Here is a 25,690-nt window from a genome sequence, read left to right on the forward strand (position 1 = left end):
GCGGGCAAGCCTCGCTCCTACGGGTTCGTGGTGCTCCTCATAACAAGAAACCGGAGAACAACTCATGTCGTTAAGCGTGTTCGACCTGTTCAAGATTGGCATCGGCCCCTCCAGCTCCCACACCGTCGGCCCGATGCGCGCCGCTGCGCGTTTCGCTGAAGGTTTGCGCCGTGAAGGGCTGCTGGCGGCAACCGCCTGCGTCAAAGTCGAGCTCTACGGCTCACTCGGCGCCACCGGCAAAGGCCACGGCAGCGACAAGGCTGTGTTGCTCGGCCTGGAAGGCGAGCACCCGGACACCGTGAACACCGAAACCGTCGCCGCGCGTCTGCAAGAGATTCGTGGCAATGGTCGCTTGAACCTGCTCGGCGAACACAGCATTGCGTTCAACGAGAAAGAACACCTGGCGATGATCCGCAAACCGCTGGCCTATCACCCCAACGGCATGATCTTTCGCGCTTTTGATGCGGCGGGCATACAGATCCGCAGCCGCGAGTATTACTCGGTCGGCGGCGGTTTCGTGGTCGATGAAGACGCGGCCGGTGCCGACCGCATTGTCGAAGACGCCACGCCACTGACCTTCCCGTTCAAAAGCGCCAAGGACCTGCTCACACATTGCACCACTTACGGCTTGTCCATCAGCCAGGTGATGCTGACCAACGAAAGTGCCTGGCGCCCGGAAGCGGAAACCCGTGCTGGTCTGCTCAATATCTGGCAAGTGATGCAGGATTGCGTCGCCGCCGGTTGCCGTAATGAAGGGATCCTGCCGGGCGGCCTGAAGGTCAAACGTCGCGCCGCTGCGCTGCATCGGCAACTGTGCAAGAACCCGGAATCGTCATTGCGCGACCCGCTGTCGGTGCTGGACTGGGTCAACCTGTACGCCTTGGCGGTCAACGAAGAAAACGCCAACGGCGGACGCGTCGTCACCGCGCCCACCAACGGTGCGGCGGGCATCGTCCCGGCGGTTTTGCATTACTACATGCGCTTCATCCCCGGCGCCACCGAAGACGGCGTCGTGCGCTTCCTGCTGACCGCCGCCGCGATCGGCATTCTCTATAAAGAAAACGCCTCGATCTCTGGCGCCGAAGTCGGTTGTCAGGGTGAAGTCGGCGTGGCCTGCTCCATGGCGGCCGGCGCCTTGTGCGAAGTACTCGGCGGCACCGTGCAGCAAGTGGAAAACGCAGCCGAAATCGGCATGGAACATAACCTCGGCCTGACCTGCGACCCGATTGGCGGGCTGGTGCAAGTGCCTTGCATCGAGCGCAACGCCATGGGTTCGGTGAAAGCCATCAACGCCGTGCGCATGGCCCTGCGCGGCGACGGTCAGCACTTCGTCTCCCTCGACAAGGTCATCCGCACCATGCGTCAGACCGGCGCCGACATGAAAAGCAAATACAAGGAAACCGCCCGTGGCGGTTTGGCGGTCAACATTATCGAGTGCTGATGCTCACGCGCATCCGCACACTTTTTCAGGAGCTGAATATGTCCACCGAACAATTGCTGAAAACCCCGCTGCACGCCCTGCACATCGAACTCGGCGCACGCATGGTGCCGTTCGCCGGCTACGACATGCCGGTGCAATACCCGTTGGGCGTGATGAAAGAACACCAGCACACCCGTGATCAGGCCGGGCTGTTCGATGTCTCGCACATGGGCCAGATCCGCCTGACCGGCGCCAATGCCGCCAAGGCCCTGGAAACCCTGGTGCCGGTGGACATCATCGACCTGCCGGTGGGCATGCAGCGCTATGCGATGTTCACCAACGAAACCGGTGGCATCCTCGACGACTTGATGGTCGCCAACCTGGGTAACGACGAACTGTTCCTGGTGGTCAACGCTGCCTGCAAGGATCAAGACCTCGCGCACCTGCGCAAACACATCGGCGATCAGTGCACCATTGAGCCGCTGTTCGAAGAACGCGCGCTGCTGGCGTTGCAAGGTCCGGCCGCGGTCACCGTGCTCGCACGCCTGGCGCCTGAAGTGGCCAAGATGACTTTCATGCAGTTCACCCGCGTGAAACTGCTGGGCGTCGAATGCTTTGTCAGCCGTTCGGGCTACACCGGTGAAGACGGTTTTGAAATCTCCGTACCGGCCGCCAACGCCGAAGCCCTGGCTCGCGCCCTGCTGGCTGAGCCTGAAGTAGCCGCCATCGGCCTTGGCGCTCGCGACTCGCTGCGCCTGGAAGCCGGCCTGTGCCTCTACGGCCACGACATGAACACCGAGACCACCCCGATCGAAGCGAGCCTGCTGTGGGCCATCTCCAAGCCACGTCGCGCTGATGGCGCACGGGCCGGCGGTTTCCCTGGCGCCGAGACCGTGTTCGCTCAACAACAAGCCGGCGTCAGCCGTAAGCGCGTGGGTCTGCTGCCTCAGGAACGCACACCGGTGCGTGAAGGCGCAGAAATCGTCAACGAAGCAGGCGACATCATCGGTGCTGTTTGCAGCGGTGGTTTCGGTCCGACTCTGGGCGGTCCATTGGCCATGGGTTACCTCGACAGCGCTTATATCGCTATCGACACACCGGTATGGGCGATTGTTCGTGGGAAAAAGGTGCCTTTGCTTGTAAGCAAAATGCCATTTGTTCCACAACGCTACTATCGCGGCTGATTGACTGTTTCTATAAGTAACGCGGTTGCGTTAACAGTGCACTAATGTGTAACGCAACCGCCATAAAACAGTGCATACCTCTGGTTATAAGCTTCGTTTATGAACGTTGCTTATAACGTTCGAAAACAATTGAACAAGCTGATCGAATAAGCCCGCACTAGTGGACACACTAACGCCATCAGCCCGAGCAAAACCGGGCCTCTCACGGGGCTTGTTTTTTCTCCCGTAGTTGGCGTAGAGTTTGTTCACTGTGTTTGCATGGGTCGCTTGGAATCGTGACCTGGGCAGTAGCCTACAAGTTAGCTACATCCCGTTCGACGTCTTCTTACTCTCCTGCAACCAGCCCCAGTACTCTTTCATGAGAAGGAGACTGTCATTAATTATTGCGTCAAAGGAAATAAGAAATGTCCCAACGTCAGAGCGGTACCGTCAAGTGGTTTAACGACGAGAAAGGTTTTGGTTTTATCACTCCAGAAAGCGGTCCGGATCTGTTCGTGCATTTCCGCGCTATTCAGGGCAACGGCTTCAAGAGCCTGAAAGAAGGCCAGAAAGTGACTTTCGTTGCTGTGCAAGGCCAGAAAGGCATGCAGGCTGACGAAGTTCAAGCAGAAGCCTAATCTTCTGTAACGAAAAAGCCCCTGATGCTGACATCAGGGGCTTTTTTGTGCGCGTAAATCCGTAAAATGGCTTCTTTTTTCCGTCCAGAGGCTGCCATGTCGAAACACCTGCTCAAACCCCAGGGCGACTTTCCCGCCGCTACCCTGGGTCGTCGCCTGGCAGCGATGTTCTATGACTTCCTCTTGTGTACCGCCCTGCTGATCGTCACCAGCGGCATTTACAAGATGATCCAAATGGCAATCATCGGCGAAGACAAGATGCGCACCCTGACCGAAGCCGGCGCGCTGGACGGCGATCCGTTGCTGTCGACGGTGTTGCTGTTTGTGCTGTTCGGTTTCTTCGCCAAGTTCTGGACCTGGTCCGGTCAGACACTGGGCATGCAGGTGTGGTGCATTCGCGTGCAGAACGCTGATGGTTCATCGATCAGTCTGTGGCAGGCGCTGCTGCGCTTTGTGGTGTCGATCGCGTCGCTGTTGTGCGTTGGCCTCGGGTTCATCTGGTCGCTGTTCGATAAACAGAAACGCAGCTGGCATGACATGTATTCCAATACCCAGCTGGTGCGCATCCCGAAGAAAACCAAATAATTTTCGGCAAACAAACATCACTGTGGGAGCGGGCTTGCTCGCGAAGGCGGAGTGTCAGACGACATAAACGTTGTCTGACACTCCGCCTTCGCGAGCAAGCCCGCTCCCACAGTTTTTACGACTACTTAAGCGTTACCGGCCAGTTTCATCCGCGCAGCCTGGGTGAAGTCGAGCATCCGCTTCAACGGCCGAATCGCCTGCGGAATCAGCGCCGGATCCACAAAGATCTCGTTCGTCCCTTCCTTCAAGCACTTCAGCGTGCGCTCAAGGGTGTTCATCGCCATCCACGGGCAGTGTGCGCAACTGCGGCACGCTGCGCCGTTACCGGCCGTTGGTGCCTCTATGAAGACCTTGTCCGGGCACAGCTGCTGCATCTTGTAGAAGATGCCGCGATCGGTGGCGACGATCAGTGTCTTGTTCGGCAGGCTCTGCGCCGCCGCAATCAACTGACTGGTGGAACCGACGGCATCCGCCAGCTCGATCACCGAGGTCGGCGACTCCGGGTGCACCAGAATCGCGGCGTCCGGGTACAGCGCTTTCATGTCTTCAAGCTGCTTGGACTTGAACTCTTCGTGAACGATGCAGGCACCGTCCCATAGCAGCATGTCTGCACCGGTCTGACGCTGGATGTAGGTGCCCAGGTGTTTGTCCGGGCCCCAGATGATGGTTTCGCCGTTATCCATCAGGCTTTCGACGATCTCCAGCGCACAGCTGGACGTCACCACCCAATCCGCCCGGGCTTTGACCGCCGCCGAGGTGTTGGCATACACCACCACCGTGCGTTCCGGGTGCTGATCGCAAAACGCCGAGAACTCATCCACCGGGCAACCGAGGTCCAGCGAGCAGGTCGCTTCCAGGGTCGGCATCAGAATGCGTTTTTCAGGATTGAGGATTTTGGCGGTTTCGCCCATGAACTTCACACCGGCGACCAGCACGGTCTTGGCCGGGTGAGCACTGCCGAAGCGGGCCATCTCCAGCGAGTCGGAGACGCAACCACCGGTTTCTTCGGCCAGGGCCTGAATCACCGGATCGCAATAGAAGTGAGCAACCAGCACCGCGTCCTGAGCCTTTAGCTCGGCAGCGATGGCGGCACGGTAAAAAGCTTCCTCCTCGACGGTCAGCGGCTTGGGCTGCTTGGCATCGAGGTGGGCTTGAACCAGAAGGCGTTCGGAAATCTGCGTCATGTTCGCAAGACCTGCAGGCGCTTTCGCGCGAAAGTCGAGTATACACCCGGCTCCGGACCCTTCAGGGTACCGCCGGGAGAGTGAGTATCATCAGGCACGGACAGCGGTGAAGATGCGCAAGGCTACAGAATATCCGGAGGATGCAAAAGATGATTCTGACCTGCGTCACGCGGTGCAGCCCCGCGTTGGGCCGAGCTCAAATCGCGGGCAAAAAAAAATCCGGAAATCCTCACTTGCGTGGGCCTTCCAGACTTTTAAAACTGCTACAAAAATGGTGGGTCGTGTGGGATTCGAACCTACGACCAATTGGTTAAAAGCCAACTGCTCTACCAACTGAGCTAACGACCCGCTGTGTGGTGGCGCGTATAATACTGATTTTTAAGGACTATTCAACACCTAATTTGAAATAAATCAAAAATAAGGTGTAGGGTCGCTTACGCCGGCCGCTGCAAAGCCTTCTGCGCGCAGTCGGCAGCTGTCGCATTTGCCGCACGCACGGCCGTTATCGTCCGCCTGATAGCAGGAAACGGTGAGCCCATAATCGACGCCCAGCTTCACTCCTGCCTGGACGATCTGCGCCTTGCTCAGGTTCTGCAACGGCGCCTGAATTCGGAAGCCATTGCCCTCTACACCGGCCTTCGTCGCCAGATTGGCCATGCGTTCGAACGACTCGATGAACTCGGGACGGCAGTCCGGGTAACCGGAATAGTCCACCGCATTCACGCCGATAAAGATGTCACGCGCACCGAGCACTTCAGCCCAACCGAGCGCCAGGGACAGAAACACCGTGTTGCGCGCCGGCACGTAAGTCACCGGAATACCTTCGCCCGCTTCTTCTGGCACATCGATGCTGCTGTCGGTCAGTGCCGAACCGCCGATGCCGTTCAGGTTCAGGCCAATCACCTTGTGTTCCACCACACCCAGGTCACGGGCGACACGTTCGGCGGCATGCAGCTCGGCGAGCGAGCGCTGACCGTAATCGAAGCTCATGGTGTAGCAGCTGTAGCCTTCAGCACGAGCCATGGCCACGACCGTCGCGGAGTCGAGCCCGCCGGACAGCAGGATGACCGCACGTTTTTCAGCAGTGTTCAGTTGTTCAGTCATTTCAGCGCCCCGGCTCGTCATTCCAAAGATATTTATGCAGCTGCAATTGCAGGCGCACTGGCAGGTTGTCCGCCACCACCCAGTCAGCCAGGTCTCGCGCATTCAGGTCATGGTGACTTGGCGAGAACAGGACTTCGCCTGCACGCTTGTCCAGACCGTACTGAATCAGCTTGGACACAGCCCAGTCGTAGTCTTCCCGCGAGCAGATGACAAACTTCACCTGATCGTTGGGCGTGAGCAGTTCGATGTTCTCGTAGCGGTTGCGATGAGCTTCTTTCGAACCCGGCGTTTTCAGGTCGACGACGCGACTGACCCGGGAATCTACCGCCGAGATGTCGAGAGCACCACTGGTTTCCAGTGACACTTCGTAACCGGCGTCACACAACTGCTTGAGCAATGGAATGGCGTTGGGTTGTGCCAGCGGCTCGCCGCCGGTAACACAGACGTAACGCGGACGAAAACCGGCCACTTGCTCGAGGATGTCATCGAGCGGGCGAATGGTGCCGCCAGTGAACGCGTACGCGCTGTCGCAATATTGGCAACGCAATGGGCAACCGGTCAGGCGCACAAAAACTGTGGGCAGCCCGGCAGTCCGCGTTTCACCCTGCAACGAGTAGAAAACTTCGGTGATTCTCAATGTGTCTTGCATAGTCGCCACGGGCATAACAGCTAAACAGGCTGTCCGCCTCCGTCAGGCACTTCAAGGAACCCCGCCATCGCGCAGATCCCAAAAAGCGTGTTTCAAAAAAGGGGGTGAATTCTAACGAAAAAACCCGCGACAGGCGCGGGTTTCTTCAAAACGGGTCAAACAGCCTTACATGCGCTGCAAATCGCGTTGAGCCAGCTGAGCGGCGGAAGTGCCCGGGTATTGCGACACGACCTGTTGCAGAATGCCTTTGACCTTGTCGGTGTGACCGAGGCGGCGTTCTACATCAGCCAGCTTGTACAGCGAATCAGGCACTTTGGGGTGCTTGGGATACAGCTGCGAAACCTTGGCAAATGCCTGACCTGCACCTTGCAGATCGCCTTTGGCCAAATTCACTTCGCCCAACCAGTACTGGGCATTGCCCGCGTATTGGCTGTTCGGGTACTTGCGCAGGAATGCGGCAAAAGCCTGGCTGGCCTTGTCGAAATCCTTGGCTTTGATCAGGTCGAAGGCTGCATCGTAATACAGTTTTTCCTTCGCCGGATCAGCCGGCTCGCTACCCGCGGCAGGCGCTTGAGCGGCTGCCGCTCCTGCGCCAGCTGCTGCACCGGGGGCATTCAAACTGCCACCGGTGGAAGAATTATCAGGAGTTGCGGCTGGTGCAACGCCGGTTCCTATGCGCCGATCAAGATCCTGATATCGCTCCAGGTTCTCCTGCTTCATGCGCGCTACATCATTTTGCAGAACTTCGATCACACCCTGTTGGCGTGAGATCTGCTCCTGCATGGATTGCAATTGGTTGAACAGCTCGCCCTGTGCCGAGACAGGGGCCGAAACCCCTCCCCCGGCATAGGCGCCGTTCGTACCGTAACCCGCAGGCGGATTACTAGTCCCGCTATTGTTATAGCCGGAGTCGTTATCGACCACAGGAACCGCAGCCCACACCGCAAGCGGTGCGAGGCTGAGGGCCAAAACAGTTACAGCACGACGGCACGTTCGCATGACGAATTACTTACGCAGTTCGACGCGACGGTTTTGAGCCCAGGACTGCTCGTCGTTGCCGGTAGCAACTGGACGCTCTTCGCCGTAGGAAACCAGTTCCAGCTGAGCTGGGGAAACACCTTGCAGTACCAGGTAGCGCTGAACGGCTTTCGCACGACGCTCGCCCAGTGCCATGTTGTACTCACGAGTACCACGTTCGTCGGTGTTGCCTTCCAGAACAACGCGAGCGCCGTTTGCTTTCAGGTCTTTGGCGTGAACGTCCAGAGCGCGCATGGCTTCTGGCTTCAGGTCCGAGCTGTCGTATTCGAAGTAGAAGGTGGTGATTGCGCGCAGAGCAGCTTCTTCGCTCAGGGAGCCATCAACGGCACCAGTGTTAGCGCCGTAACCAGCGTTTGGATCAACAGCGCCTTCACCGGCGTTGTCGCCGCCTTTGGACGAGCAACCTACAGCTACAGCCATGGCCAGAGCCAGCGCAGCAAATTTACCAAACTTCAGCATTTCCATCGTGAAACTCCTAATGAACCCCAGTGTGTTAAGTAAAACGTGTAGCGCCGCGTCAGTTCAGGTAAGGGGACCAGGACGGTTCTCTGACTTCGCCTTGTGCGGTAGGAAGCGGGAGCCTCACGCGTCCATTAATGGACACGAGCATCAAGACTCCCCGGCCCTGCTGGCGGGTGGCGTAGATTACCATGGTGCCGTTGGGCGCAACAGTAGGCGACTCGTCCAGAGTGCTATCAGTGAGGATCTTTACACTACCGCGCTGCAAATCCTGGGCCGCCACCTTGAAATTAGTGAAGCCATCCTGGCGGTGAATCATCACCAGGGTCTTTTCATCAGCCGACAATTTAGGGTTGGCGTTGTAGTTACCAATAAAGGTCACACGTTCCGCACCGCCACCACCGACGCTGGTTTTGTAGATCTGTGGCTTGCCGCCACGGTCGGAGGTGAAGTAGATGGTCGAACCATCCTTACCCCAGAACGGCTCGGTGTTGATGCCGGGACCGTTGGTGACGCGAGTGATCTGACGCGAACCCAGGTTCATCACGTAGATGTCCGGGTTACCGTCTTTCGACAGTACGAATGCCAGGCGATTGCCATCCGGCGACCACGCTGGTGCGCCATTCAGGCCTTCGAAGTTGGTGATCTGCTCACGGCGACCGGTGTCGATGTTCTGCATGAAGATACGCGGACGCTTCTGTTCGAACGAGACGTAAGCGATGCGCTTGCCATCCGGTGCGAAACGCGGCGACAGGATCGGCTCGCGCGATTGCAGCAGGGTCACGGCGCGGGCACCGTCATAGTCCGAGCGTTGCAGCGTGTAGCGCGTGTTCTTCTCGGAGAAGCGTTCGGCCGTCACGTACAGCAGACGAGTCGAGAACGCACCTTTGATACCGGTGAGTTTTTCGAACGACTGGTCAGCGATGTAGTGCGACATGTCGCGCAGTTGATCGACGCTGCCCGACACGCTGCCGGTCAGCACTTGCTGCTCGGTGGCGACGTTGAACAGAGCGTATTGAACCTGCAGGCGACCGCCCGCTGGAACAATGCTGCCGACCATAATGTACTGAGCGTTGATCGCCTTCCAGTCACGGAAAATGATTTCGCTGGCCTGGCTCGGCTGGCTGATCATGTTCTGCTTTGGAATCGGCGCGTAGTAACCCGAGTTGCGCAGGTCGTTGCCGATGATTTCGGCCATGTCATCCGGCAGCACGGTGCCGCCCTGGAAACCGAATGGCACTACGGCAATTGGAGTTGCCTGGGAGCTACCACTGCTGACCAGGATATTTTTTTCATCTGCGGTGGCCAGTCCTGCAAAGCAGAACATGACTACAAGCAGTCCTCGAAGAAGGTTTCTCACAAGGCTAGATCCTCAGGTGTGAATGTCATCTTGAATGAACGATAGGGTGCGAAATCAGCTGGCTTCAGACCCTGCATTTCGGTCAATCGACCAATATTTTTTACCGCCGCTACCGCTGAACTGTCGAACGGTACATCACCGCTGGACTTGGCAACCGATACGCCAGAGATTGTTCCATCAGGCAGCATGTTGATTTGCAGGATCACCTTCATGCCCTTGCGGGCCGACGGTGGCTGCGCCCAACCTTCAGAAGCACGCGAGCGAATCAGATCATCGAAGTTACCCGCGACTTCATCACCCTGCTCATCCGCCAAGGCTTGCTGACGCTCAGTCGTATCGGAAAGCAAATCTGCCAAGGCCTGAGCCTTCTTCTCATCGACAGATTTACGCGCCGCTTCCTGCGATTTCTTCTTCGCAGCATCGGCAGCAGCTTTCTTCTTCGCGTCTTCGGCGACTTTCTTCTTCGCCTCTTCAGCTTCAGATTTCTTCTTGGCGTCTTCCGCGGCTTTCTTCTTCGCGTCTTCGACAATCTTTTTCTTGGCTTCTTCAGCGGCCGCTTTCTTGGCCTCTTCTTCAGCCGCTTTCTTGGCTTCTTCTTCAGATTTCTTCTTGGCTATATCAGCCAATTGTTTCTCTTCGGCCTTTTTGGCTTCGGCGGTCTTCTTGGCTTCATCGGCTTTCTTGGCTTCATCAGCCTTTTTTGCCTCTTCCGCTTTTTTAGTCTCGTCGGCCTTCTTGGATTCTTCGGCTTTTTGAGCCGCATCTTCCTTCTTTTGTTCCGCGGCCTTGATCGCTTCCTGTTCGATCTTTTTCTGTTCCATCTGTTCGACTTCGGTCTGACGCGCGGCAGATTTCTTCGCCTCACCCGCAATCTTCTGATTGGTCTGGGTGGTCGCCTGACTTTTCGATTTCAGCTGGTACAAGGTCGCCTGGACAATCGGCTTGGCCGGCGGCAGCTCCGGCGTGAAGGCGAAACTGACGAACAGCATGCCGAACACCAGCACGTGCAAGACAATCGCCAGGACACTAGGCCAGAAGTAGCTTTCCGAGGCGGACGGCTCTCGCATTTGCTGCATCAGGGTGCCTCGGTAATCAAGCCAACATTACCGACCCCGGCTTTCTGCAACCCGCCCATGGCGCCCATCACGGAACCGTAATCGACGGTCTTGTCGCCGCGAATGAACACCTGGGTGCGCTTGCCGCCTTCAGTACCGGCGCGGATGATCTTGGTCACCGCGTCAGTCATCTGCGGCAAGGTCATGGCCTTGTCCTGTTGCTTTTCAGTGTCGACTTCGCTGCCAAGGTTCCAGTAATAGGTCTTGTCAGACTTGATCGAAATGGTCAGGACCTGGGTGTTGTTGTCCTGCGGCAAGGCTTCGCTGGAAACCTTGGGCAGATCAACTTTCACGCCCTGATTGAGCATCGGAGCGGTCACCATGAAGATGACCAGCAGCACCAGCATCACGTCGATGTAAGGCACCACGTTCATCTCGGCAACCGGCTTGCGCTTTTTGCGAGCTCGAGCGATTAAAGCCATTGGAAATTACCTGCTTATTCTTCGCTGGTGTGCACTTTGCGGTGCAGGATCGCCTGGAATTCATCGGCGAAGGTGTAGTAACGGCCCAGCAGGGTTTCGCTGCGAGCAGCAAAACGGTTGTAAGCGATAACGGCCGGGATGGCGGCGAACAGGCCGATCGCGGTGGCGATCAGTGCTTCGGCAATACCCGGAGCCACAGTGGCCAGGGTTGCTTGCTGGGCAGTGGCCAGGCCACGGAAGGAGTTCATGATCCCCCAGACCGTACCGAACAGACCGATGTACGGGCTGACGGAACCGACGGTGGCGAGGAACGGCAGGCTCTGCTCGAGCTTCTCTTCTTCGCGGGAAATGGCGACGCGCATGGCACGGGCCACGCCTTCCATGACCGCTTCAGGATCAACGCCTGGCTGCTGACGCAGACGGGAGAATTCCTTGAAACCGGCACGGAAGATCTGCTCGACGCCCGAGTCCGGATCAGGGTTGCTGCCGGCCTGACGGTAGAGTTTGGACAGGTCGATGCCGGACCAGAAGCGCTCTTCAAAGCTCTCCAGGGCACGTCGACCGGCGCGCAGCAGGTTGCTGCGCTGAAAGATCATGATCCATGAGGTCACCGATGCGGCTACCAGGATCAGCATTACCAGTTGCACCACGATACTGGCATTGCTGACCAGGCTCCACATGGAGGAATGGTCGACGACGTTAGCTTCCACGCTTTATCTCCTGCTTTGAGTGTGTACCCGCGCCGCTCACGTCGGCAAAGGCCGCACGTAGAGCTTCGGGAATGGCCCGGGGTTTTAAACTTTCAGTGCGCACACAGGCCACCAGAAACTGCCCTTCGCAGAGCAGCGCATTATCCGTGGCTCGCCTGACCTGTTGCTTGAAGCGCAGGCTGACACGGTTCAATTCGATTACTTCAGCGCTTACCAGAAGCTCGTCGTCCAGTCGCGCCGGCGCGTGATAACGCGCTTCGCTGGAATGCACGACAAACAACAGGTCCTCCCCTGCCAGCTGGGACTGGGCAAAGCCCAGATCCCGGAGCCGCTCGGTTCGAGCCCGTTCCATAAACTTGAGGTAATTGACGTAATACACGATGCCGCCCGCATCGGTGTCCTCGTAATAAACGCGACAACGAAGTGCGAAAGGCTCAAGCCCGTTTTGCGCGCGCATACTCTAGTGCTTACTCCTCAGGTTGCCAATCCGGCCAGGCAACTGTTTTTCATTGATTCGCGGCTTTCTGGTGAAAGTACGGTCCTCAGACCGCACAAACTCCGAATAAATCAGCCCGCAAAGGTGATTAATCGTCTACGGCATCAAGGAACTCGTCTACCACGGGCATCTCGCCCAATCGTGACGGAATGTTTAAACCGAAGTGCAGATACGCGTGCCGGGTGACCACTCGCCCCCGCGGCGTGCGCATGATGTAGCCCTGCTGGATCAGGTACGGCTCCAGCACGTCTTCAATGGTGTGGCGCTCTTCGCTGATCGCCGCCGCCAGGCTGTCCACGCCAACCGGCCCACCATCGAACTTCTCGATCATGGTCAACAGCAGACGCCGGTCCTGGTGATCGAAGCCACGCTCGTCGACATCCAGCAGGTTCAAGGCCAAGTCGGCGATCGGTTTGGTGATGTGGCCCTTGGCACGAACTTCGGCGAAATCCCGAACCCGGCGCAGCAAACGGTTGGCGATCCGTGGGGTGCCGCGGGCACGGCGGGCGATCTCAAAGGCGCCTTCCGGGTCCAGCGGCAAGCCGAGGATGTTCGCCGAACGGCTGACAATAGTCGCCAGGTCGGCGGTGTTGTAGAACTCCAGGCGCTGGACGATACCGAAGCGGTCGCGCAACGGATTGGTCAGCATGCCGGCACGGGTCGTCGCCCCCACCAGGGTGAACGGCGGCAGATCCAGCTTGATCGAGCGCGCAGCCGGCCCTTCACCGATCATGATGTCGAGCTGGAAATCTTCCATGGCCGGATACAGCACTTCTTCGACGATCGGCGACAGCCGATGGATTTCGTCGATGAACAGCACGTCGTGAGGTTCGAGGTTGGTCAACAGCGCTGCCAGATCGCCTGGACGCTCAAGCACCGGACCCGAGGTGCTTTTGATCGACACGCCCATTTCCTGGGCGATGATGTTCGCCAGGGTGGTCTTGCCCAGACCCGGCGGGCCAAAAATCAGCGTGTGGTCCAGGGACTCGTTACGCCCGCGTGCGGCCTGGATGAACAACTCCATTTGCTCGCGAACGGTCGGCTGGCCAATGTATTCGGCCAGGCTGACAGGACGAATCGCCCGGTCCTGGACTTCCTCGCGGTCGCGAGGGCCGGGCGTGGCGGCAATCAGACGATCAGCTTCAATCACTTAGATCATTCCCTTCAGGGCACGACGAATCATGTCTTCACTGCTCAAACCTTTCTCCTTGATCGCGGAAATCGCCTTGCTGGCTTCCTGCGGCTTGTAACCCAGGGAAATCAGCGCGCTGACCGCGTCATTTTCGGCGGTGGCGACCGGCGCCGCATCAGGCCCGCCCGGTTGGTTCGGCACCAGGGCGAACATCGCCGGCACGGTTTCCCACGCCTTGAAGCGGTCCTTGAGTTCCACCAGCAAACGCTCGGCGGTCTTCTTGCCCACGCCCGGCACCTTGGTCAGCGCCGAAGTGTCCTGGGATTGCACGCAACGGACCAGCTCATCCACTTCCAGGCTCGACATCAACGCCAGAGCCAATTTCGGCCCTACACCATTGAGACGGATCAACTCGCGAAAAAAGTCTCGCTCACGCTTGCCGAAGAAGCCATAGAGTAACTGCGCGTCTTCACGTACGACCAAATGGGTGTGCAAGGTCAGCGGTTCACCGACCGACGGCAAGCGATACAGCGTGGTCATGGGCACTTCCAGCTCATACCCCAGACCGTTTACATCCAGAATCAGGTGCGGCGGCTGTTTCTCAGCCAGTGTGCCGCGCAAGCGTCCAATCACGTTTCAGATCCTTGAGCGTTGGCCAGATCAACGACTGGCGACTGACAGAACAAGGGTTTGCGCCGACAACACAGGCGCAAAACCCTCATTCCCTAAAAATGACTGCTGATGCTATCAGAGACGCAGGCGCCCGCCACGACTGCGTGCCGTTCCCAGGCCATGGGGCAACAGGCTGGAACGGGTATGCGCGTGACAAATGGCAATGGCCAAGGCATCCGAAGCATCGATTTGCGGCTTGCTGGTCAGTTTCAGCATGTGCATGACCATCATCTGCACCTGCTCTTTATTGGCGGCACCGGTGCCGGTCACCGCTTGCTTGACCTGGGTTGCGGTGTATTCGGCGATCTCCAGGCTTTCTTCGGCCCCCGCCACAATCGCAGCACCCCGAGCCTGACCGAGCTTGAGGGCAGAGTCGGCATTGCGCGCCATAAAGACTTTTTCAATGCCCATGGTCACCGGGCCGTAGGTCTGGATGACTTCACGCACACCGCGATAGACGATTTGCAGACGCTCATGCAGTTCACCGGACCCGGTGCGAATGCAACCCGACGCCACGTACACGCAGCCACGCCCGGTATCACGTACCACGCCATAACCGGTGATGCGCGAACCGGGGTCGATACCAAGAATTAAAGTCATAACGCCTGCAGGAAGAGAACGCGGTGGCCTCAGGATAACCGTGTAGGAGCTGCCGAAGGCTGCGATCTTTTGATTTTCGATCTTAAAGTCAAAAGATCGCAGGCTTCGCCAGCTCCTACAGGGGCCAGGCAAAGGCTGCGATCTTTATCCAATGCATCAACCCAGCTGTGCGGCCACCGATTCCGGAATATCCGCGTTCGAATAGACGTTCTGCACGTCATCAAGGTCTTCGAGCATGTCGATCAGCTTGAGCACCTTCTCGGCGCCTTCCAGGTCCAGTTCGGCACTCGTGGTCGGCAGCATCACGATTTCCGCGTCATCGCCTTTGAAACCCGCCGCTTCCAGCGCGTTACGCACGGCGTAGAAGCCGGCGAACGAGGTGAACACGTCAATCGAGCCGTCATCATGGGTCACCACGTCATCGGCGTCGGCCTCCATGGCCGCTTCCATCAGCGCGTCTTCATCGACACCCGGCGCGAAGGAAATCTGCCCCTTGCGCTCGAACAAATACGCCACCGAACCGTCAGTACCGAGGTTGCCGCCGCACTTGCTGAACGCGTGGCGAACAGCGGCTGCGGTGCGATTGCGGTTGTCGGTCATGCACTCGACCATCACCGCCACGCCACCCGGGCCGTAGCCTTCGTAGGTCAGCTCGACCATGTCGTCGGTGTCGGCAGCGCCAGCACCGCGGGCCACCGCGCGATCAATGATGTCGCGGCTCATGTTGGCGCCAAGAGCCTTGTCCAGCGCCAGACGCAGGCGCGGGTTGGAGCCTGGATCACCGCCGCCCTGACGGGCCGCAACGGTCAGCTCACGAATCCACTTGGTGAAAATCTTGCCCTTCTTGGCATCCTGACGTTCTTTGCGGTGCTTGATGTTCGCCCACTTGGAATGACCCGCCATATCTCGCTCCGAATTTCTCTTTGAAACATCGCCCGCCACACATGGAGTGTCGGCCAGCAACAAAAAATCTCGACCTAAAGAAAAGGCGCATCCCAAAAGGATGCGCCTTTACAGTCAGCCTTACTCAGCCTTTGGCGTTTCGCGCAGACGAATGTGCAGTTCGCGCAATGCCTTGGCATCTACCACACCCGGAGCCTGAGTCATGACGTCAGCCGCGCTCTGGGTTTTCGGGAAGGCAATCACTTCACGGATCGACTGGGCGCCGGTCATCAGCATGACCAGACGGTCCAGACCGAAGGCCAGGCCACCGTGCGGCGGCGCGCCGTATTTCAGGGCGTCGAGCAGGAAGCCGAACTTCTCTTCCTGTTCCGCTTCGTTGATACCCAGCAGACGGAACACCGACTGTTGCATTTCCTTGCGGTGGATACGGATCGAACCGCCACCCAGCTCGGTGCCGTTCAGGACCATGTCGTAGGCACGGGACAGAGCGGTCGCCGGGTTGGCTTCCAGTTCTTCCGGGGTGCACTTCGGCGCGGTGAACGGGTGGTGCAAGGCGCTGAAGCTGCCGTCGTCGTTCTCTTCGAACATCGGGAAGTCAACGACCCACATTGGCGCCCACTTGCAGGTCAGCAAGTCCAGGTCGTTGCCGACCTTGATCCGCAGCGCGCCCAGGGCTTCGCTGACGATCTTCGACTTGTCGGCACCGAAGAACACGATGTCGCCGTCAACTGCGCCAACGCGATCGAGGATCACGTTGAGGTTGGCTTCAGGGATGTTCTTGACGATCGGCGATTGCAGACCTTCAACGCCTTTGGCGCGCTCGTTGACCTTGATGTACGCCAAGCCCTTGGCACCGTAGATGCCGACGAACTTGGTGTAGTCGTCGATCTGCTTGCGCGGCATGCTCGCCGCGCCAGGTACGCGCAAGGCGGCAACGCGGCATTTCGGATCGTTGGCTGGACCGCTGAAGACCTTGAAATCGACTTCTTTGAGCTGGTCGGCCACATCCACCAGTTCCAGCGGGTTACGCAAATCTGGCTTGTCGGAACCGTAGCGACGCATGGCTTCTTCGAAGGTCATGTGCGGGAATTCGCCGAATTCCAGGTCCAGCACTTCCTTGAACAGGTTGCGGATCATGCCTTCGGTGAGGCCCATGATGTCTTTTTCATCGAGGAAGCTGGTTTCGATGTCGATCTGGGTGAATTCAGGCTGACGGTCGGCACGCAGGTCTTCGTCGCGGAAGCACTTGGCGATCTGGTAGTAACGGTCGAAGCCGGCCACCATCAGCAATTGCTTGAACAGCTGCGGCGATTGCGGCAAGGCGAAGAACGAACCGGCGTGAGTACGGCTCGGCACCAGATAGTCACGTGCGCCTTCCGGAGTAGCGCGGGTCAGGATCGGCGTCTCGACGTCGAGGAAGCCGTTCTCGTCCAGGTAGCGACGGATGCTGGTGGTCATGCGCGAACGCAGACGCAGCTTCTCGGCCATTTCCGGGCGACGCAGATCAAGGAAGCGATAACGCAGGCGGGTTTCTTCACCGACGTCGGAGAACTCGTTCAGCGGGAACGGCGGGGTTTCCGATTCGTTCAGCACTTCCAGCTCGTAGCCCAGGACTTCGATCATGCCCGACGCCATGTTGGCGTTGGTGGCACCGGCCGGACGCAGGCGAACCTTGCCGGTGATCTTGACGACGTACTCGCTGCGCACGCGATCGGCGGCGGCGAAGCTCTCGGCGCGGTCCGGATCGAACACTACCTGGGCCAGACCGTCACGATCACGGATATCGAGGAAAATCACCCCACCGTGGTCACGGCGACGGTGAACCCATCCGCAAAGGGTAATTTCCTGGCCTTCCAGGGCTTCGTTCAGTTGGCCGCAATAATGGCTGCGCATCATGGTAGTGGTTTCACTTCTCGTAATCGAAATTCGGTTGGAGGCCTTGCAGAGGTTGCAAGGGCTCGCGCGTGTCGTTCAACTCAGGTTCCAGACCTTAGTCAGCTTTGTCGCCGCCGGCCAGATTCTTCTTGGAACCGGTCTTGAAATCGGTTTCGTACCAGCCGGTGCCGCTCAGGCGGAAGCCCGGCATGGACAGCATCTTTTTAAGCTCTGGCGCCTGGCAGGCAGGGCAGTCGACCAGCGGTGCTGCGCTGATCTTTTGAATGGCTTCCAACTGATGACCACAGGAAGCACATTGATAGTCGTACATCGGCATGGGGGTTGTCTCGGCGATCAGATTGCTACCGCACACGCAGGGTTTTGCGGCAAAGAGCGGGATTATATCCATTAAATGCGGCCTGTGCAGCCGTAAGACTGCACAGACCGACTCTGCCCGATCCACGGCCGTGGCTAGGGCATCGCGACGCAGCCTCCTTCTTTCAGGCTGTGCACGACGCAGACAACCCGCACCAGCCCGGTAAAGTTCTTGACCCCGCCATGACGCAAGTGCACCTCGCGGTCCACATGGGACAGCAACGCACTGACCGTACAGCAATTGACCTTGGCCATATCACCCAAAATATCCCAGTACACCTGCTCAAGCCGCAAGCAGGTGGCAAAGCCATTCAGCCGCACCGACCGGGATAGAGGCTGGGCCAGCCCCATATCAAATTCGCTGACAAACGGATCAATCCTTATGTCTTTGCCCGGACCGACCCTCCCCTCGCTTCGCCTGTCTCCATAATCCATATCGTTGACACTCCTTTGTCATCCTTGCCTTCTGTAAGAGCACTCTGCGTGGCCTTATAAAAGCGCAGGCGCAAAGGTATATCCAGATGACTTTATGACCATCGACGTAGGATAAGCCAACAACTGAATGGCGATCATGGAGACCGTCCTAGGCCGGTCATTTTCCTACACAACCAGACGAGTTTTAACGCGCGAAAAAGCGATTTGAAGAAGTCAAAGAGCGCGAATAACACCCGACGGGCATCATTCGCGTATTGGCGATATTACTGATCCAGCAGAGACCGCAGCATCCACGCGGTTTTTTCGTGGACTTGCATGCGCTGGGTCAGCAGGTCGGCTGTCGGCTCGTCGCTGACTTTTTCCAGCAGCGGGAAGATCCCGCGCGCCGTACGGGTGACCGCTTCCTGGCCATCAACAAGCTGCTTGATCATGTCTTCGGCGCTCGGCACGCCGGCTTCTTCCTTAATAGAGGACAGCCGGGCATAAATCGAATAGGCGCCGGGCGCTGGAAACCCTAGGGCGCGAATGCGCTCGGCAATCGAATCGACGGCCAGGGCCAACTCGTTGTATTGCTCCTCGAACATCAGGTGCAAGGTCCGAAACATGGGACCGGTGACATTCCAATGGAAGTTATGGGTTTTCAAATACAGCACATAAGTGTCCGACAGCAGACGTGAAAGCCCGTCGACGATGGACTTGCGGTCCTCTTCACTGATACCGATATCGATTGCCATGCTTATCTCCTAAAGGTGATGAGTTCATCCAACAGGTGCAGGACCACTCTAGCAAGCCTGCCACCCCCTCGCAGCCCGGGATTGCACAATGGCCTGCGACAAATCGCCCCGCGAAGCACCGCCGGACTGCCTGATTTGAGTAGCTGCAGGCTTTGCTGTTAAATAGACGGTGTGTCGCGACCGCCTATTTTCCGGGGGCTGCGCATAGGCTGGTACCGGGTACGTGTCCAACGCCTCTTATTGTTCTGAAGCGAACCGTGCTCCATCAGCTCTTCCTTGTGATCCGTCTTAACGTGAGTTAATCAAAATGTTGAAAATCGTCCACCTGCTAATGGGCGCAGCAGCTTTGCTGTTGTCCTTCATCCCTAGCCTGCGATCCGAAGCAGTCCCTTACCTGCAACAACCCGACGCGCTGTACCTGGCCTTTTTCGGCCTGCTCAACCTCACCCTTGCTCCCGTTATCCCTTACTGGAACAAAGGCCCACGTCACCAACTGCAAAACCTGGTCAGCGCCCTGCTGGTCCTGGCTGTCGTCCTGCAAACCCTGACGTTGCTCGCACCAATGCCTGTCATCGCCGGTCAACCTGCCGTCCTGTTCAGCCTGGTGGCTGCGCTGATCGCCGTTCTGCTGCACCTGGCTATCAGCTTCTACAAATCTTCACCGGCCGCCGCCTCGCCAAGCTACGACATGAGCAATCGCGATACCGGCACCGTCAAGTGGTTCAACACGTCCAAAGGCTTCGGCTTTATTTCCCGTGATTCCGGCGATGATATTTTCGTGCATTTCCGGGCCATTCGTGGCGAAGGTCACCGTGTTCTGGTTGAAGGCCAGCGCGTGGAGTTCTCTGTCATGAATCGTGACAAAGGGCTGCAAGCCGAAGACGTGATCGCGGCATTGCCGCGCCGCTGATTCAAGGCTAAAAAAAACCGCGAACAGCCTGGCTGTTCGCGGTTTTTTATTGCCTGACTATTAGTAACAGGGTGGTTAGTAGTGAGGCGGCGGTGCTTCTTCTTCGAAGGTTTCGAACTGGCCGGCCATTTCTTCCTGGCGCTTGAGCAATGCGGCCATCTGCAATTGCAGGCGCTCAACGGCGCGCTGCTGCGTCGCCAGCACATCGCTCAATGACTGGATGGTGTCATCCTGAAACGCCAATTGGCTCTCCAGATCGGTAACGCGATCTTCCAGGCTCATGATTCAACCCTCCAGAAACGTGAAGTCTTCGGTTAACACCAGACGCAGCCGCTCGCGAATCGTCGCGACCTGCGCCGCGCTGTAAGGCACGGCCGGGTGCTTGCCCCAGACCGGGGCCGGCCAGGCGGCATCCTCACGCATGCGCACAATCACATGCATGTGCAACTGACTGACGACATTGCCCAGAGCCCCGACATTCATCTTGTCGGCGCCGAACGAGTCTTTGAGCAACCCCGCCAGCACAGTCGTTTCCTGCCACAACAACTGTTGATCTGCGACACCCAACTGAAATATCTCACTGATATCGTCGCGGCGTGGCACCAGGATGAACCAGGGGTAGTTCGAATCATTGGATAACAGCAACCGGCACAGCGGGAAATCGCCAATCGGTAGCGTGTCTTGTTGTAGTCGTGGATCTAAAGCGAACACCGCGCGCACTCCCGCACTCATCAGTTTTCAGCTTAGCGCGCCTCCCAACCGGCGGCGAACCAAGCGACAGGACGGCAGCATACCCGTGAACGCCACTGGCTTCACGCCGCAAGAGCGCCCCTATATGGGCCTTTTTTGCTCACGGCGCACCATTACAGAACCGCTGGTCACACCAAAAATGACGAAATGACTGATAACCAATGAATAGTTCCAGATGAATCCGTTACCGCACTGTGTGATTTCAGCACAGCGATTAAGATTTTTTGCACCAAAACCGCACAGTGCGTCTACGCTGAGTGCGTCAGCATCCGTGAATTACTCACCAAAGGGGTGAACCGGTAACATTTTTCGTTGTCATGCGATCGGTCTCAGGGTTGAAACACCATGCGACGCACGGCGTCAAGCGCAGAAAAACGCGCTTGAAGCCCCCGGTTTTATGAGGTTTTTACGGTGACAGGCAGGCTTCCAGAAAAAAACAGCTACAGAATTCTGGTTTGTGCACGCTTGTTGCATTCACACCCACATCGCCCTGGAAGCCTCCGCTGGAAGTGGAAGCCCCAAGGCAAATAAAAACAGCGGCAGGGTTGCCCAATGGAGATTCAAACGTTTCACCAGGGACTCTTTTTACCGATGCACAAGCCTTGGAAAACAACATTAAAGTTGCCAGTCCTCTTGCGTCGAGGCTTTAAATTTGCGACATCTACCCAGCTGTTTGCGACAGGGTCGTAAAGAAGCTGAAAGGTTAGATACGCAAGTATCGCCAACATGTTCGGCGTGATATAAGTTTGCGCCGACACAAAAAGAAAGAGCCGCCCAGATAATAAAACAGGTGGGACGGCAGTACTCTTCTAAAAACCAAAGGAGCAAATCACGATGCGCGTGATGAAGTGGAGCATGATCGCAGTTGCTGTTGCAGCAGGCACCTCGCAGTTCGCAATGGCCTCTTCCCAGGAAGAATCCAAGGGTTTCTTTGGCGACCAAAGCCTGAAACTCAAAACCCGTTTTGAGTACATGAACCGCGATTTCAAGAACGGTGCAAGCAACAACGCAGACTCCGGCTACCGTCAGGAGTCCGGTATCAGCCAATTGCTGACTTACGAGTCGGGCTTCACTCAAGGCACCGTAGGCTTCGGTCTCGATGCAATGGCAATGGGTTCGGTCAAACTTGACGGCGGTACGGGCCACCGCGGTACCGGTCTGTTCGCAGTTGATAGCGATAACAACCCTGAAAAATCCCAAGGCAAGATTGGCGGTGCAGTTAAACTGCGTCTTTCCGACACTGTCCTGAAATACGGCCAGCAGTTTGTTGCCAGCCCAGTATTCGCTACCGATGACAGCCGTATGCTGCCAGAAGTTGCTACCGGTACCCTGATCACTTCCAAAGAGATCAAAGGCCTGGAACTGAGCGCCGGTCGCTTCACCGCTCTGAGCAAACAAACAGGTATGGCCCGTGACAGCATCGGCGGCCTGCCAGATGAAGATGGCAACCACGCCAAAGGCCTGAGCGACGGCATCAATATCTTCGGCGCCAGCTATGCCTTCACCGACAACTTCACCGGTGCCTTAGCGGCATCGGATGCTGAAGAGTACTTCAAAAAGTACTACATCAACCTGAACTACACCTTGCCAATCGCTGACAATCAGTCCCTGAACTTCGACCTTAACGGTTACAAAACCAAAGGCGATAAACGTGGTGACCAGGTTGACGCCATCGGCGACGGCACCTTGGGTGTGGACAACAACCTGTGGTCCTTGGCAGCTGCCTATAGCCTGGGCGCTCACAAGTTCACCCTTGCTTACCAGCAGTCCAGCGGCGACAACGCTTACTACTATGGCGTTGACGGCAACAGCACCATCTTCGTTTCCAACTCCATTCAGATCTCCGACTTCGTTGGCCGCGAGGAGAAATCCTATCAAGCTCGCTACGACCTGAACATGGCGAGCTACGGCGTTCCTGGTCTGAGCTTCATGACCCGTTACGTAATGGGTGACAACATCAAGACCAATGGTCTGGGTGAAGGCAAGGAAAACGAGTGGAACGTTGAGTCCAAGTACGTAGTTCAGGAAGGCCCGGTCAAAGACCTGTCGTTCCGTGTGCGTTTCGCCAACTACCGTGCGAACGGCGCATACCAGAACTACTCGAACGACAACTATGATACCCGCGTCATCATAGAGTACCCGCTGAGCATCCTGTAATCGGGGTGTCACACCGGTAGTACTGTAGAGCTTTGCTCTAATCAAAAACCGCTCACCTTCTCAGGTGGGCGGTTTTTTTATGCCTGCCCGGTGTTAAATTCGTAAGCAGGCTAATAACGTTCACATGAACAACAGTAGGCAGCTAACTTTTCTTTAGAGGCAGCCACAAAAAAACCCAAGCGTCTTATCGATGCTTGGGTTTTTGCGTTTAACTTGACCAAACAGCCAACTAAAACGTTGTTACTGCGCCGCTGCCTCCTGAACCACTCGAATCACCCGCTGTGGAAACGGAATATCGATACCGGCCGTTTTCAAACGATCACGGGACTGTTCGTTGAACATGAACATCACGTCCCAGTAATCTGCTGTTTTTACCCAGACACGCAGCGAAACAGTGATCGAACTGTCGCCCAGCGTAGAAATGACTGCCTGCGGAGCCGGCTCAGTCAGAATACGTTCGTCCTTGGCCAGATCCAGCAATACTTCACGAGCCTTCTGAAGATCCGCTTCGTAATCAACGCCCACATCAAACACAACTTTGCGGGTCGGTTGACGGTTAGTGTTGGTGATGATGCCGTTCGACAGGTTGCCGTTAGGCACGATGATTGTTTTGTTATCACCGGTGCGCAGCACGGTGTGAAAAATCTGGATGCTGTCGACAGTACCCGCAACACCTTGCGCTTCGATCCAGTCACCGATACGAAACGGACGGAACAACAGAATCAGCACGCCGCCGGCGAAATTCGCCAGGCTGCCCTGCAACGCCAGACCGATGGCCAAGCCCGCCGCACCAATAGCCGCCACGAACGAAGTGGTTTCCACGCCGATCATTGAAGCCACGCTGACGACCAGCAAAACCTTGAGAATAATGTTCGCCAGACTGCTGATGAACCCTTGCAGCGCGAGGTCGGCATTACGTAACGCCAGCAGACCGCCAAGTTTCTGGGCCACTTTGCTGATCAACCACCAGCCGACGGCCAGGGTGATGACCGCCAGCAACACGCGGCTGCCGTATTCCATGATCATCGGAATCCAGGCTTGGGAGGCCTTGACCAGGTTGTCCACTTCAGTATTCAAATCCATCTACTTTCTCCTGGGTTAAGCACAATCCGGGTGGGAGCGAGCCTGCTCGCGATTGCGGTGTGCCATTCAACAGTGATGTCGACTGATACGCCCTCATCGCGAGCAAGCTCGCTTCCACAGGGTTCCCGCATTGATAAGTCAGTCGCGGAAGTTGTTGAACTGCAGCGGCATGTCGAAAGTCTTGGCGCGCAGGGCTGCGATGGCCTCCTGCAAATCGTCGCGTTTCTTGCCGGTGATGCGCACTTGCTCGCCTTGAATAGCGGCCTGGACCTTGAGCTTGGCGTCCTTGACGTGAGCGACGATTTTCTTCGCCAGCTCTTTGTCGATGCCTTCCTTGAGGACGGCTTCCTGTTTCATCAGCTTGCCCGATGCGTAGGCATCCTTGACTTCAAGGCACTGCACGTCGATTTTGCGCTTGACCAGGGCCAGCTTGAGGATCTCAATCATCGCTTCCAGCTGGAAATCAGCCTCGGCGGTCAGGTTGACGGTCAGGTCCTTTTCCTTGAATTCAAAGGTGCCCTTGCCTTTCAGGTCATAACGGCGATCGAGTTCCTTGACGGCGTTCTCGACCGCGTTGGTGACTTCGTGTTTGTCCAGTTCGGATACCACGTCGAACGACGGCATGTAATCTCTCCAATAAAAAGGCGCGCTCGATAGCGATGGCGCGCGCTTGGCTTGCGGTTAAAATCGGGCTCATTATAACGGGTCTTTTCCAACCGATACTGCGAGCCTCACATGCCTGCGCCAAACCGAGCAAAAAGCTGATGTCCACCACCTGGCATGTATTGGGCGCTGGCAGCCTCGGCACCTTGTGGGCCACCCGCCTGGCGCGGGCCGGGGTGCCGGTCCGGTTGATCGTGCGCGATGAACAGCGCTTGCAGGCGTATCAGGCGGCGGGCGGTTTGACGCTGGTGGAACACGGTGAAGCCAAGACTTACCAAATACCGGGTGAAACACCGGACAACCATGAGCCCATCAACCGTCTGCTGGTCGCCTGCAAAGCTTACGATGCCGAAAAAGCCGTCGCTCAACTGGCGCCACGCCTGGGGCCCAACGCAGAATTGGTGCTGTTGCAGAACGGCCTCGGCAGTCAGGACGCCGTCGCCGCGCAGGTGCCCCAGGCGCGCTGCGTATGCGCTTCGAGCACCGAAGGCGCGTTTCGCGATGGCGACTGGCGCGTGGTGTTCGCCGGTCACGGCTACACCTGGCTGGGGGATGCCGGCCATCCGGTGGCGCCGATCTGGCTGGATGACCTGACTGCCGCCGGTATTCCTCACGAATGGAGCACCGACATCCTGACCCGGCTGTGGCGCAAACTGGCGCTCAACTGTGCGATCAATCCGTTGACGGTGCTGCACGATTGCCGCAATGGCGGCTTGCAGGAACACCATTGCGAAGTCGCCACCCTTTGCGGCGAACTGACCGACTTGCTGGAACGCTGCGGTCAACCGGCAGCCGCCGAGGACCTGCAACAGGAAGTCGAACGGGTGATCCATGCCACAGCAGCCAATTACTCCTCGATGCACCAGGACGTCGCGAGTCAGCGCCGAACCGAAATCAGCTACCTGCTGGGCTATGTCTGCAAAGTCGCCTCGCGGCACCAGTTGAATCTGCCCCACCTCAATCAATTACAGCAGCGGTTGATTGCCCGTCTTCAAAGCCTTGGATTGCCCAGCGACTGAGCAGCGGCTACGCTGGCCACTTGTTCCTTTTCAGCGATG

Annotated in this window: 29 protein-coding genes and 1 tRNA gene; 7 read left to right on the forward strand and 23 right to left on the reverse strand. The window is 57.5% G+C overall.

The genetic code is table 11. From position 1 onward, the window contains the following. Window positions 1-64: 64 nt before the first annotated feature. From ACA049_RS23770 to ACA049_RS23785, 4 genes are all read left to right on the forward strand, one after another. Window positions 65-1,441: an L-serine ammonia-lyase gene (locus tag ACA049_RS23770; protein ID WP_497330304.1), complete on the forward strand. Its 1,377-nt coding sequence runs from the start codon at window positions 65-67 to the stop codon at window positions 1,439-1,441. Window positions 1,442-1,479: 38 nt separating this feature from the next. Then, window positions 1,480-2,604, forward strand: a complete 1,125-nt coding sequence (gcvT, locus tag ACA049_RS23775; RefSeq protein WP_497330306.1) for a glycine cleavage system aminomethyltransferase GcvT — start codon at window positions 1,480-1,482, stop codon at window positions 2,602-2,604. Between the two features lie 404 nt (window positions 2,605-3,008). Next, window positions 3,009-3,221, forward strand: a complete 213-nt coding sequence (locus ACA049_RS23780; protein WP_003175786.1) for a cold-shock protein — start codon at window positions 3,009-3,011, stop codon at window positions 3,219-3,221. 96 nt (window positions 3,222-3,317) lie between these two features. Further along, complete coding sequence (locus ACA049_RS23785; RefSeq protein ID WP_253431151.1) at window positions 3,318-3,806, forward strand: RDD family protein; 489 nt, start codon at window positions 3,318-3,320, stop codon at window positions 3,804-3,806. Window positions 3,807-3,931: 125 nt separating this feature from the next. Here the strand turns inward: ACA049_RS23785 and nadA are convergent, their stop codons facing one another. From nadA to ACA049_RS23880, 19 genes are all read right to left on the reverse strand, one after another. Next, a complete protein-coding gene (gene nadA, locus ACA049_RS23790; RefSeq protein ID WP_077748706.1) occupies window positions 3,932-4,990 on the reverse strand; it encodes a quinolinate synthase NadA in 1,059 nt (352 codons plus the stop codon). A gap of 272 nt (window positions 4,991-5,262) precedes the next feature. Then, window positions 5,263-5,338, reverse strand: a tRNA-Lys gene (locus tag ACA049_RS23795). Window positions 5,339-5,401: 63 nt separating this feature from the next. After that, the gene (gene queC, locus ACA049_RS23800) at window positions 5,402-6,094 is read right to left on the reverse strand and encodes a 7-cyano-7-deazaguanine synthase QueC (RefSeq protein WP_497330309.1); all 693 of its coding nucleotides are present in this window, start codon (window positions 6,092-6,094) and stop codon (window positions 5,402-5,404) included. A gap of 1 nt (window position 6,095) precedes the next feature. Then, window positions 6,096-6,743, reverse strand: a complete 648-nt coding sequence (queE, locus tag ACA049_RS23805) for a 7-carboxy-7-deazaguanine synthase QueE (RefSeq protein WP_497313233.1) — start codon at window positions 6,741-6,743, stop codon at window positions 6,096-6,098. A 165-nt stretch (window positions 6,744-6,908) separates the two neighbouring features. After that, window positions 6,909-7,742: a tol-pal system protein YbgF gene (gene ybgF / locus ACA049_RS23810; RefSeq protein ID WP_497330311.1), complete on the reverse strand. Its 834-nt coding sequence runs from the start codon at window positions 7,740-7,742 to the stop codon at window positions 6,909-6,911. A gap of 6 nt (window positions 7,743-7,748) precedes the next feature. Continuing rightward, the gene (gene pal, locus ACA049_RS23815) at window positions 7,749-8,246 is read right to left on the reverse strand and encodes a peptidoglycan-associated lipoprotein Pal (RefSeq protein ID WP_003178634.1); all 498 of its coding nucleotides are present in this window, start codon (window positions 8,244-8,246) and stop codon (window positions 7,749-7,751) included. Between the two features lie 52 nt (window positions 8,247-8,298). Continuing rightward, window positions 8,299-9,567 carry a Tol-Pal system beta propeller repeat protein TolB gene (gene tolB, locus ACA049_RS23820; RefSeq protein WP_461976189.1) on the reverse strand — a complete coding sequence of 423 codons (1,269 nt, stop codon included), beginning with the start codon at window positions 9,565-9,567 and terminating at the stop codon, window positions 8,299-8,301. A gap of 29 nt (window positions 9,568-9,596) precedes the next feature. Next, a complete protein-coding gene (gene tolA, locus ACA049_RS23825) occupies window positions 9,597-10,676 on the reverse strand; it encodes a cell envelope integrity protein TolA (protein WP_497330313.1) in 1,080 nt (359 codons plus the stop codon). After that, the gene (tolR, locus tag ACA049_RS23830; RefSeq protein WP_162556275.1) at window positions 10,676-11,128 is read right to left on the reverse strand and encodes a protein TolR; all 453 of its coding nucleotides are present in this window, start codon (window positions 11,126-11,128) and stop codon (window positions 10,676-10,678) included. Before tolR ends, tolA begins: the two co-directional genes overlap by 1 nt. Before the next feature lie 23 nt (window positions 11,129-11,151). Continuing rightward, window positions 11,152-11,847 (reverse strand): protein TolQ, encoded by a 696-nt coding sequence (tolQ, locus tag ACA049_RS23835; protein ID WP_008147369.1) that lies wholly within the window; start codon window positions 11,845-11,847, stop codon window positions 11,152-11,154. Continuing rightward, window positions 11,837-12,304: a tol-pal system-associated acyl-CoA thioesterase gene (gene ybgC, locus ACA049_RS23840; protein ID WP_010457477.1), complete on the reverse strand. Its 468-nt coding sequence runs from the start codon at window positions 12,302-12,304 to the stop codon at window positions 11,837-11,839. The genes tolQ and ybgC overlap by 11 nt, the downstream gene beginning before the upstream one ends. A 127-nt stretch (window positions 12,305-12,431) precedes the next feature. Continuing rightward, the gene (gene ruvB / locus ACA049_RS23845) at window positions 12,432-13,493 is read right to left on the reverse strand and encodes a Holliday junction branch migration DNA helicase RuvB (protein ID WP_008147374.1); all 1,062 of its coding nucleotides are present in this window, start codon (window positions 13,491-13,493) and stop codon (window positions 12,432-12,434) included. After that, window positions 13,494-14,108 (reverse strand): Holliday junction branch migration protein RuvA, encoded by a 615-nt coding sequence (gene ruvA / locus ACA049_RS23850; protein WP_064679388.1) that lies wholly within the window; start codon window positions 14,106-14,108, stop codon window positions 13,494-13,496. Window positions 14,109-14,222: 114 nt separating this feature from the next. Next, complete coding sequence (ruvC, locus tag ACA049_RS23855; protein ID WP_008147379.1) at window positions 14,223-14,747, reverse strand: crossover junction endodeoxyribonuclease RuvC; 525 nt, start codon at window positions 14,745-14,747, stop codon at window positions 14,223-14,225. A gap of 156 nt (window positions 14,748-14,903) precedes the next feature. Continuing rightward, on the reverse strand, window positions 14,904-15,650 hold the full coding sequence (locus ACA049_RS23860; protein WP_497330315.1) for a YebC/PmpR family DNA-binding transcriptional regulator: 747 nt from the start codon (window positions 15,648-15,650) through the stop codon (window positions 14,904-14,906). A 120-nt stretch (window positions 15,651-15,770) separates the two neighbouring features. Then, a complete protein-coding gene (aspS, locus tag ACA049_RS23865; protein WP_497330317.1) occupies window positions 15,771-17,546 on the reverse strand; it encodes an aspartate--tRNA ligase in 1,776 nt (591 codons plus the stop codon). 94 nt (window positions 17,547-17,640) lie between these two features. After that, window positions 17,641-17,862 (reverse strand): FmdB family zinc ribbon protein, encoded by a 222-nt coding sequence (locus tag ACA049_RS23870; RefSeq protein ID WP_010457489.1) that lies wholly within the window; start codon window positions 17,860-17,862, stop codon window positions 17,641-17,643. A gap of 134 nt (window positions 17,863-17,996) precedes the next feature. Beyond that, window positions 17,997-18,335 carry a ribbon-helix-helix domain-containing protein gene (locus ACA049_RS23875; RefSeq protein WP_497330319.1) on the reverse strand — a complete coding sequence of 113 codons (339 nt, stop codon included), beginning with the start codon at window positions 18,333-18,335 and terminating at the stop codon, window positions 17,997-17,999. 263 nt (window positions 18,336-18,598) lie between these two features. Next, entirely contained in the window at window positions 18,599-19,069 is a 471-nt protein-coding gene (locus ACA049_RS23880; protein ID WP_094470990.1) for a Dps family protein, read from the reverse strand. 307 nt (window positions 19,070-19,376) lie between these two features. Between ACA049_RS23880 and ACA049_RS23885 the strand changes: the two genes are divergently transcribed. Further along, a complete protein-coding gene (locus ACA049_RS23885; protein ID WP_074879478.1) occupies window positions 19,377-19,979 on the forward strand; it encodes a cold-shock protein in 603 nt (200 codons plus the stop codon). Between the two features lie 75 nt (window positions 19,980-20,054). Here the strand turns inward: ACA049_RS23885 and ACA049_RS23890 are convergent, their stop codons facing one another. Further along, entirely contained in the window at window positions 20,055-20,261 is a 207-nt protein-coding gene (locus ACA049_RS23890) for a SlyX family protein (RefSeq protein WP_010457497.1), read from the reverse strand. Between the two features lie 3 nt (window positions 20,262-20,264). Next, window positions 20,265-20,690, reverse strand: a complete 426-nt coding sequence (locus tag ACA049_RS23895; RefSeq protein ID WP_497330321.1) for an HIT domain-containing protein — start codon at window positions 20,688-20,690, stop codon at window positions 20,265-20,267. A gap of 873 nt (window positions 20,691-21,563) precedes the next feature. On the opposite strand from ACA049_RS23895, the gene ACA049_RS23900 reads away from it, so the two are divergent. Then, window positions 21,564-22,886, forward strand: a complete 1,323-nt coding sequence (locus tag ACA049_RS23900; protein WP_497330323.1) for an OprD family porin — start codon at window positions 21,564-21,566, stop codon at window positions 22,884-22,886. A 240-nt stretch (window positions 22,887-23,126) separates the two neighbouring features. Here ACA049_RS23900 and ACA049_RS23905 read toward each other — a convergent pair whose 3' ends face one another. Together ACA049_RS23905 and ACA049_RS23910 are read right to left on the reverse strand one after the other, a co-directional pair. Continuing rightward, window positions 23,127-23,969: a mechanosensitive ion channel family protein gene (locus ACA049_RS23905; protein ID WP_497330325.1), complete on the reverse strand. Its 843-nt coding sequence runs from the start codon at window positions 23,967-23,969 to the stop codon at window positions 23,127-23,129. Window positions 23,970-24,107: 138 nt separating this feature from the next. Beyond that, window positions 24,108-24,593 (reverse strand): YajQ family cyclic di-GMP-binding protein, encoded by a 486-nt coding sequence (locus ACA049_RS23910; protein WP_007906601.1) that lies wholly within the window; start codon window positions 24,591-24,593, stop codon window positions 24,108-24,110. Between the two features lie 140 nt (window positions 24,594-24,733). Between ACA049_RS23910 and ACA049_RS23915 the strand changes: the two genes are divergently transcribed. Next, on the forward strand, window positions 24,734-25,651 hold the full coding sequence (locus tag ACA049_RS23915; RefSeq protein WP_497330327.1) for a putative 2-dehydropantoate 2-reductase: 918 nt from the start codon (window positions 24,734-24,736) through the stop codon (window positions 25,649-25,651). Window positions 25,652-25,690 lie beyond the last annotated feature (39 nt).

It is taken from the genome of Pseudomonas sp. LBUM1662, from assembly GCF_059695915.1.